The 9,206-nt window shown below is 67.8% G+C and carries 5 protein-coding genes, 2 tRNA genes and 1 pseudogene; 1 reads left to right on the forward strand and 7 read right to left on the reverse strand.

Going from position 1 to position 9,206, the window contains the following annotated elements; all coding sequences use genetic code 11:
- Nucleotides 1-136 precede the first annotated feature (136 nt).
- The 3 genes from JNW89_RS18525 to JNW89_RS18535 form a co-directional block, all read right to left on the reverse strand.
- On the reverse strand, nucleotides 137-628 hold the full coding sequence (locus JNW89_RS18525) for a hypothetical protein (RefSeq protein WP_238449869.1): 492 nt from the start codon (nucleotides 626-628) through the stop codon (nucleotides 137-139).
- Nucleotides 613-1,479: a transposase gene (locus tag JNW89_RS18530; RefSeq protein WP_238449870.1), complete on the reverse strand. Its 867-nt coding sequence runs from the start codon at nucleotides 1,477-1,479 to the stop codon at nucleotides 613-615. Before JNW89_RS18530 ends, JNW89_RS18525 begins: the two co-directional genes overlap by 16 nt.
- A gap of 590 nt (nucleotides 1,480-2,069) precedes the next feature.
- On the reverse strand, nucleotides 2,070-5,750 hold the full coding sequence (locus JNW89_RS18535) for a hypothetical protein (protein WP_375155115.1): 3,681 nt from the start codon (nucleotides 5,748-5,750) through the stop codon (nucleotides 2,070-2,072).
- A 255-nt stretch (nucleotides 5,751-6,005) separates the two neighbouring features.
- Between JNW89_RS18535 and JNW89_RS18540 the strand changes: the two are divergent.
- Nucleotides 6,006-6,241, forward strand: a pseudogene (locus tag JNW89_RS18540) (transposase family protein); the annotation flags it as partial.
- A gap of 1,168 nt (nucleotides 6,242-7,409) precedes the next feature.
- On the opposite strand, the gene JNW89_RS18545 reads toward JNW89_RS18540, so the two are convergent.
- The 4 genes from JNW89_RS18545 to JNW89_RS18560 all read right to left on the reverse strand — a co-directional run.
- Nucleotides 7,410-7,482: transfer RNA gene (locus JNW89_RS18545), tRNA-Arg, on the reverse strand.
- A 36-nt stretch (nucleotides 7,483-7,518) separates the two neighbouring features.
- A tRNA-Ser gene (locus JNW89_RS18550) sits at nucleotides 7,519-7,608 on the reverse strand.
- Between the two features lie 64 nt (nucleotides 7,609-7,672).
- Nucleotides 7,673-8,980, reverse strand: coding sequence for a hypothetical protein (locus tag JNW89_RS18555; RefSeq protein WP_238449872.1), 1,308 nt, complete (start codon nucleotides 8,978-8,980; stop codon nucleotides 7,673-7,675).
- A gap of 26 nt (nucleotides 8,981-9,006) precedes the next feature.
- The coding region (locus tag JNW89_RS18560; protein ID WP_238449873.1) for a hypothetical protein at nucleotides 9,007-9,206 on the reverse strand (200 nt) is incomplete at its 5' end.

The raw sequence follows: 9,206 nt of genomic DNA on the forward strand, positions 1-9,206 counted from the left end.
GTCATGGATCGCCGACTGGAACACCGACCCACGGCCGTTCACCTGGACCAAGACCGCCGAAGACATCCTCGAATCACTCGCCCGATTTTGTAGGCGAATTTCCGGCGCGGAACACTAGTACGGCAGCCGCCAATTGCTAGCTGACCAGGGCGTAGTCGCGGTTCAGTCGTGTGCGTTGGTGGAACCAGCGTGCGCGAGCCTGGTGACGGCGTCGCCAGGTAAGCCAGCGGGTGGCATGGCCGGGCGGCATCGGATGGTGAAGGGCGTCGGCGAGTAGCCGCTTGACCTCGTGCACGGTCAGTGGGATCAGTCCGGGCTCGGGCGGTGGTGGCTGGTCGGGTGTGCTCGGGGGCGGGGCTTGGCTGTCGGTACGGTCCCGCAGGTGGGCGGCGGTGACCGCGCAGACGGCGAGGGCGGCCATGACCAGGACGGTGTGCCGGGCGATCGCGGTGTAGAGGCGGGCCTGGCACTGATCCAGACCGAAGTAGTCCTTGCCGAACTCGAAGCACTCCTCGACCGGCCAGCGCAGTCCGGCGGCGCGGATCAGCCTCGTCTTGGTCACGGGTTGCCCCTCGGGCACGTGGCAGTAGTGGAAGGCCAGCTCGCCGGTGCTCAGGTGACGGCGCACGAGCAGGTGATGCCGCGGTGAGGCGGTGGCGATCCACGCCCAGGCGTACCAGCGTTGTCCCTTTGACCCGGTACCGGCCGAGCGGACCTCCCACCGGCGTGTGTCCGCGGCAGCAGCGTGACGGCCTGAGCGCAGGTCAGCCTGTCTCCCGAGGGCAGGTCGATCATGAAGGTGGAGGCGACCCGCAGCACGTACGCCTGCCCGCGAGTCTCGAAGAACTCCCGCAACGGTGTGCAGTTGCCGTACACCTCGTCGCCGCAGACGACGTCGAACACCAGCCCGTCGGCGTACGCGTCAGCGCAGACGTCCATGGCCAGCTGACCCTTGGCGCGAAACTGCATCCCAGGCGGCAACCCCATACCCGCAGCCGTGCGCGGGTCGGCGAGGTGCTCGGCCGGGATCCACTGACGCGCCCCGATCAACGCGTGTCCCGTCCGCTCCCGCACGTACGACAGGTGCACCGTGTTGATCCCGTTCGCGACCCGACCCGCGCACCCCATGTACTGCCGTTTCACCCCACACGTGGCCCGGCCTTGCTTGGCCTGGCCCGTCTCGTCCAACGCACCGACCACCAACCCACGCCGCCGCCGACGCGTGGCCGCCGCATCCAGACCCCCGGCCACGAACCGCCGGATGTGACTCATCGCGGCCGTCGTATCCCACACCGCTCGATTCAACAACCGCTGCGTGCGGTCCGGCGTGGCGTCCCCAACCTGCTCAGCGATGCTCCACCCGTTGCGCTTCGGCACCCAACTGACCACCGCCGAGATGTACCGGCCCGCGTGCTGCCACGTCTGCGTCCGCACGAAACACGACCGCAGCTCCTCCAACAGCTCGGCCCGTTCCCGCACCGCGCGCCTGGCCGCTACCCTGGCAGCAGCAGCCGCCTTCGATCTTGTAGTCCTCACAAACACATGATCGACAGGCGGCTGCGTCCACTTCGCACACCCCCACCGTATCCCGCCAGGTCAGACCACCAATGGCGGCTGCCGTACTAGCCCGCTACGCCGACCGGCCGCACGGCGCCCGGACAGACCTCCTGTCCAGATGCTGGTCGCGGTGCCGCCTACTCAGGGGGTGCCCACCCGACCCGGCGCCGAACAAAGAGAACGCGGCCGCGGCGGGCGGGGCCGAGGGGTCGGGTCGCCGCCCAGTCACCCGGGCGACCAGCAGAGCGCAGGTCAGATGCGTCAATCTCCCGCCCGTCACCGCCGATGCTCGCCCGGCCGACGTCCCGATCCCCGCCCGTCACCGTGCGCCAGCCCAGGTCGTTGCTGTCGGTGAGTGTCACCGCGTCCCAGACTCGCCGTGCCTGCACCGCCCTGTGCGCATCGGGGCAACGAATACGAACACGGATGCCCGAGTCATGAGCCTTCGCGGAGCGCGTACAGCTCGTCATGAACCTGACCTCGCGCCTCGGCGGCGATCCGTTGGTGCGGTGTCAGTGACGCATGTTGACCCGGATGCCACCGAACAACGCTTGGCTGAACGAGCTGACCCGGCCGCGGCGCTTTAGTTCATTGAGCAGCTCTTCGGTCCCGTCCCGTTCCTCCAACTTCGGACGGTGGCGACCGACCCTGGTGAGCGGTTCGTACTCGTCGCCGAGCGCCAAGAGCACCTGGTCCAACACCGGTAGCTTGATGTCAGGGAGGTGGGGTTCCAGCAGACTCAGGATGTGCTCGGCGGGCGCTCCGGCTTCGCTGAGCTCGACCAGCAGCTCCACCGAGACGGTGTTGCCCATGGCCGCCCACTCGCAGATCGCGATGGCACCGTGCCCGGACAACCGGCCGTGTACGTACTCCGCGCCATCGGCGATCGCTCGCTTGACGGCCGGTGTCACATGCGGACTCCGCATGATCTTGGGCAGGTCGTCGCTCGAAATCGGCAGCTCGCACACGTAGGACGCCAGGCATTTCGACGCCGCGAAGTACTCCTCGCGGACCGCGAACGGGCTACCGCCCACGCACGCATAAGTCTCGGCGGCATCGGGCACCAACTCGGCGGCCAGCAGTGCCGGGAGCAGCTTGAGCCCGGCGCCGGTCAAGCGTTCGGGATCCAATCCGCCGGGAAGCTCGAGCTGCTTCACCAGCCGGACCCTCGCCGCCGGGTCCAGGTTCTCAGCATGAGCCAGCGCATACCCGAGGTCGTGCCTAGACTCCTCCTCCACCTCCTCGACATCGGTGAGGTCGAGGCTGTTCAGGTTCTTCACCAGTTCCTCACTGACGCCGAACTTTGCTACGAACTGGCTGACGTTCCAGACGGTCGGCGCGAACCGACTCGCCGACACCACCGCGGTCCACGCCGTAGCATCGAGTTCCTCCAGGTCGGCCACCTCGCACGACTCTGACGCGCCTTTCGCAACCGGAAGCAGCGCCGATTCAGCGGCGCCGGCGACGTCATTGAGCACCGCGACGAACTCCTCCGAGGCATCGACGGTCGCTTCGTCGTCCTCGCGGGCGTGGAGGTAGCTGTCCAGGTTTTCGAGGATGTGCTGGTAGACGGTCGCGTTGGTTGCCTTCACCACGTCGAGGGCCAGCGGGGTTCCTTCACCGAGTGCCGTGGACAGGTTCGTCCTCGTAACGGGGTACAAGCTAGCCTTGACCACCGCCTTGCGCTGTGCGTCCCCCAGCACCGCGAGGTCGCTGACCTGGGCGCCGAGACGACGAACCAGAACCGCCACGTCAGCGGCCTTCGACGTCTCCATCGTCCCGACAAATGCCTGCATCTGGGCGTAATGCTCCGAGACGAACTCTGCGACTCGTCGCGATGACTCGTAGTCGACGTCTCGATCAGCCCTCCGGACAGCGGCATCGACAAGCGCGACGGCCGCCGCGAGGTCGATCGGGGCGTTCTCGACCAGATGGACGAACGCACTCTTCCAGCGAGGAGCCAGTTGGCCTACGAAGAGTTCCCTGGACGCGCCATCCATAAGGTACGCATCGATGAAGGAGGAGTCGGTCCCGGCGCGCATGACGAGCTTGTCGAGTGCCTTGTCGAGCCGCTCGGGGTGCGTGGGCAGGTAGTGGTCGAAGACCTCAAGGTTGAAGACGCTCTCGCCGTCGAGGAAGCGGCCGCCCATCTCCGTCTCGACCGCGTCGATGGAGGCAGCCTCGTCGAACCGGAAGCGGTGGTCTGCGCGGTCGGTCTGGACGCAGTGGAGGATGAAGTTCATCGCGCTGACGCTGATGGCGATGCCGTGGTAGTCCGAGCAGTACAGGGTGAAGTTCTCGTCGATGTAGCCCTTGGCGAGGAGGTCGTGGGCCAAGGGCGACACGAGATCGGTGACGATGGCATCCAGGTTGCGTTCGACGCCGCTGTCGGTGGGCATGACCAGGTCCGGTCGGGCCATGAGCTGCGCCATCGTGGCTTTCGCGACGAAGTCCTTGGTCTCCCGCGCGGCTCGGGAGGCGCGCTGGAGACGTGCGACATCGGCTTCGACGGCGTCATCCAGCGCAGCCGCCTCATCCCCAACCAGCGCAATCACGTCATCGAACGACAGGGTTACGCCACCGTATCCGGGTTGGATAAGTTGCACCTCTTTGCGGATCTCGTGCAGCGACCTCCACAACTCGCCGGACGTAAGGGCCGAGAGCGCGTAGTTCTCCGACTGGTGCTGAAGGACCGGCTCGCCACCGTGCCGCCCCGCCCGGTGAACAATCGGCAGCACCTTCTGGAGCCGTTCACCGGCGGATTTCGCGTGCTTGTCCCACAGGGCGTTCGACGCGATCCGGTCTAGTGCCTCCTTGCTGACCGCTGCCTGGCGGCCCGTCTGATAACTGACCATGTCGCGGAAAGCCTGGTGAGCCTCGTCGATCTTGCTCGTTCCGAGTCGGATGGCCTCGAAGTCCTCCAGATGCAGGTTCTTATAGACCATCATCGCGAACAGTCGGTCCGCGGTGAGGCCCTTGAGGCCCTTCTCTCCCAGGACCGAGGCACGGTAGATCTCGAACTCATTCCGGATGTTGCGAATCAGGCGCATATCGGTCAGATGCCCGCCGACCAGATTCACTAGCGCAGTCGAAGGTCGCTCATCCGATGCGGCGAACTCCGCCGCCAACAGGTCCCGCGCCGAACGGTGCGTAATGAACGGAACCATCGGGACGACCAGGTCGAAGAACTTCGTCCTGTTCGCCGACGGGGCGGATTCCAGAGCTGACGCACGAAGCGCTGCCGCATCGGTATCGGCGTTCACGTCGCTATCCGGGGTGGCGTCGACGTTGAGTTGCTCGAAGATGCTGTCGCGGACCGCATACACGAATCGAACCGGCCGCGACTTGATCTGTTCGGAGTTGTTCAAGACGGTGTTCAGTTCACGTAGCGTCTCGAAGATGTGAGGGTCCCTGAACCGGTCCAGGTCCTCAAAGATCGCGACCTGAGTCTTCGTCTCCTGGAAGAAGTAGACGATCTCGTCGAGATACTCATCGAAGTACGAGTTCTCCTTCGCGCTGAGCTTGACGGCCGCTCCGCCCGCGGAGACGCTCTCCACCCGCACCCGGCTCCGCAGAGCACGCAAACCCATGAACCAGATCACGCCCAGGAACACGCCGAACCCACCGACGATGACCCACGGCACCCAGCCACGACTGGTGACCAGGGCCTGGGGACCCATCTTCTCCACGCGATCCACCAGCCCGAACAGGACCGCGATCACGAAGAACACCACCGCGACTACGGCGCCCCAGAACGCAGCCGGCCAGGGCCTGAACGAGTCGATGCGGAAGTACCTCGACCCCGGCATGTCCGCGGGCGCCTTCCGGTAGAGCAGCTGCTTGACGATCTCCTTCTGAATGAGGTTCGTCAGTGGCGGGAGCGTCCCGTCCTGCTGGATTCGCGCCCGCTTCGTGTCATCGATGCCCAAGCTCGACAGCGACAGATTGACCCAGTTGATCTTCCGCTTGTCCAGACCCGCCTGGACGCCGAGGATCACACTGCTCTTTCCGCTGCCGTAGTGCCCCGCGAGCGCGATGTTCGTCGCGGCGCTCGCGGACCTGTCAACCAGGACCTCGAGGAGGACCGCTGCGTGCCGCCCATGCAGGTCCCCCTCGTACGTGGGTCCGAGACTCCGAAGGACCGGCACGTCGGGCTGTGGTGCGGACTGTCGGGCCGGGCGCACTCGTGACATGGACGGAATCTTACGAACGTGGTCCGACTTGTTCGCGGGTCCGGGACCGGATGGCGGATCATGACGTGCCAGGCATCCTCATCGCGTGGATGCCCGTCGAACGATCGTTCTGGTCGATGACCTCCGTTCGTTCGTGGATGGCCGCAGCGCCGAGGTGGCCCGGACGAGCGCTGCCGGAGCAGAGTTCCTCGATCGACACTGGGGACGGATGCCTGGACGAGTTGCGGCTGGACCATGACTTGGGCGGGACGACACGGCACGCTGACCCCGGTCGACCGGGTCGCCGACCAACGGTCCTACTACTCCGGCAAGCAAAAGCGCCACGGTGTCAACGTGCAGGTCCTCGCCGACGCCGCCGGGCGGCTGATCTGGGTCTCACCCGCCCTTCCTGGTCCCGTTCATGACCTGACCGCCGCCCGCGCCTACGGCCTGATCGAGGCCCTGACCAACGCGACGTGCTGACCTTCGCGGACAAGGGCTACCAACGGGCGCCGTCAACGTGCCTGAGCCATCGACGGACCGCTGAGTAATCCGCTTCGGTCAGGCCCACGTATGGATCTACACGTCGCAGCAGCGCTCGCACCGGGTGGCGTGCTGCTACCCACCGCTGGTCAGCATCAGCTATCTCGTCGTCAAGCCAGACGAACGGGCGACCGGCTGCCCACCGGCAAAGAAACACAGTCTTCAAATGCAGGCCGCGCTCCGGATCTTCGTCGTCATCCGGCCACTCGACGACCGGCAGGTCCGGAAGCCCGAGCCGTGGCGAAATGACCTCGTTTGCCTCCGCCATCCATGTCGTCAGACCAACTGGCATCCCAGTGCCGACAGCCTCCGCCCGTCGTCCGGGTCGAGCCGATCGAGCAGAGGGTTACCAGTACCGTCTGCGCGACAACGCCGCCCCAAGAACACTCGCGGCTGACCCGCCGCGCTTTGAACGGGATCAGCGGCCATCAACATCGACGAAGATCAAGGCATCGTGGGTCAGGCCAGCCATCACGTTCAAACCGTATCGGGTTCCCATCCCGACTGAGCAGGCGCGCACTTTTGCGGAATGGACCGGCTGTTCGCTGCACGCAACCCTCATTAGCAAACTCGGCCAGCGCCCGTGGAACGGCGGCTGCCGTTGCACCGCCGGGACAGACCTCTTGTCCAGACCCTGGTCGGGGAGCCGCCCACACCGCGGGCGCCCAACCGACCCGGTGCCGAGCAACGAGAGCGCGGCCGCGCCCGAGGATCGGGTAGCCGCCCGGTCGGCTGGGCGACCAGCAGAGCGCAAATCAAATGCGTGGACATCCCGGCCGTCAGCGCCGATGCTCGCCCCGGCCGACATCCCGACCCCCGCTCGTCACCCTACGCCAGCCCAGGTCAACGGCGGCCGACCGCCCGGGCACCCACCTCGGCAGACAAGATCCACAACGGTGACCACAGTGGACAACGGCCGTACCCTGACGCACCGGCATCCCGACCATGATCCAGACCAGGCGACACGCAAACGCACTGGTCAGCACGGGCCGGCACGGACCCCCGCCGAAACAGCACAGCGACAACGGAGCACCATCGGAGCACCAGATTCCAAATATTGGGAAGATCCGTCCCAAAGCGTAGAAGCAATCAAGGCCGCGACCGGCGTTTCTGCTGGTCACGGCCTTGATCGTGAAGTGCGCCCGAAGGGACTCGAACCCCTAACCTTCTGATCCGTAGTCAGATGCTCTATCCGTTGAGCTACGGGCGCTCGGTGCTTGGCCAGTCTACACACCCGGCTTCCGCGCGGAGACTCCGGGATTCGAACCCGGGAGGGCTTTAAAACCCCAACCGCATTAGCAGTGCGGCGCCATAGACCAGACTAGGCGAAGTCTCCCTGGTGGCCCCTGCAGACCACCGCGCCCGAGGATACAGGTCCGCCCCCACCGGGGGCAAAGCGACTACCGCAGCGACGTGTTTTCACCGTGTGCGCCGTCACGTTCGCGACTACGCTCCATCGACATGCAGGAGCAGACGCCGAGCGATCCGCCCCGCCGCGAGCCCGCCGAGGGGGCCCGCCGGCGCTCTCCGAAGGCCACCTTCACCCCACCCCCGGCCCCACCCAAGGCCGCCGGGCCGGGCCAGGACGAGGGTACGGACGCCGCGCCGGGGAAGCGCCGTCCGGCGAAGGCCGCGCCCGCGGTCCTGTTCCAGCCACCCACGCCCGAGCAGCCGCTGCCCCGCCAGCCACGGCCGGCGAGGAAAGCGTCGGCTAGCGCCGGCACCCCGACCGAGCCCGGCGGGACCGACCCGGCCGACGTACCTACCGGGCGAGCGAGAGCGGGTGCGAGCCCCAGCGGCGGCACGGCGGCCGGCGGCGCAGCCGGTGAGCAGGAGATCACCGGGCAGGTGACCGCTGACACACCAGCGGCGGACCGCGCCCGGAAGCGGAGCGCCTCGACGGCCTGCCAAGCGCCCGCCGGGCAGCAGACCAGTCGGTCGACGAGGCAAGCGACCACCGGCAGGACGCCAGTCGCACCGGGGTCCACCAGCGGCACGGACAGCGAGACGGCGGCCACCAGCGCGGCGACCACCGGCACCGAGGCGACGGACCAGCGTGGCGACGGGCTCGGCACGCCGGTGGAGCAGCCGGGCCGCCCGGTAGGCACCGTCGCCCCGGTCACACCCGGCGCGGCCGAGCCGACCGGTCCGGTGAGTTCCAGCGCGACGCCCCCAACCCCGGTGAGTTCCACGGCGTCCCCAACCCCGGCGGCAGAAACCGACGCCGCGCAGCCGGAGACCCCTGCGTCGCCGAGGCGGAAGACCGCGAGGAAGGCCACCCCGCGCAAGCAAACGACCTTGCCCAGGGCCACACCGGGTGCGAGCGCCACCAGCACCCCGGGCGAGAGCGCCACCAGCATCCCGGGCGAGCGCCGGCCGGCCATGCCGGACCAGAGCCAGCCGAGCGCGCCCGGCGAGAGCCACACCAGCACCCCGGACGAGAGCTCGATGGCCGCGGAGAACGACAGCCAGACGACCCTCCCCGAACAGAGCCGAGCCACCGCACGGACCCGGCGTGGGACGACCGCCGCGGGCGAGAGCCGCACCGCCGCGCGCGGAAAGACGGCCGGGCCCAAGAAGGCGACACCACCGAAGAAGGCGACACCGAAGAAGGCAACGCCCGGGCCAGCCCCGGCCACGGCCGAGCAGATCACACCCGCCCCCGCCCCGGCACCGACCGCCGACCCGGGCGCGCCCGGACCCGGCACGGCCCGACCGGCCGCTGACCTCGCGATCAGGACCGAGCAGCAGCCGGCGGCTCCGGGGCGTACCCGGGGAACTGGACCTGGCGGAGATCCGGAGCCGGCTGCTGGAGCACCCCGGCTTCGCGCCGGAGCTGCTCGCCCTGGCCGCCGTGGCGGGGATCGGGCCGCGCGCCCACGACGTGGGCGCAACGGCTGCGGGCGGCGTACCCGGATGCCGGGCCGGACGGGC

The sequence above is a fragment of the Micromonospora sp. 4G55 genome (assembly GCF_016803375.1).

Excerpts from the sequence above, each read along its gene's own strand:
- JNW89_RS18535 (WP_375155115.1), bottom strand. The coding sequence starts at position 5,750 with ATGTCACGAGTGCGCCCGGCCCGACAGTCCGCACCACAGCCCGACGTG.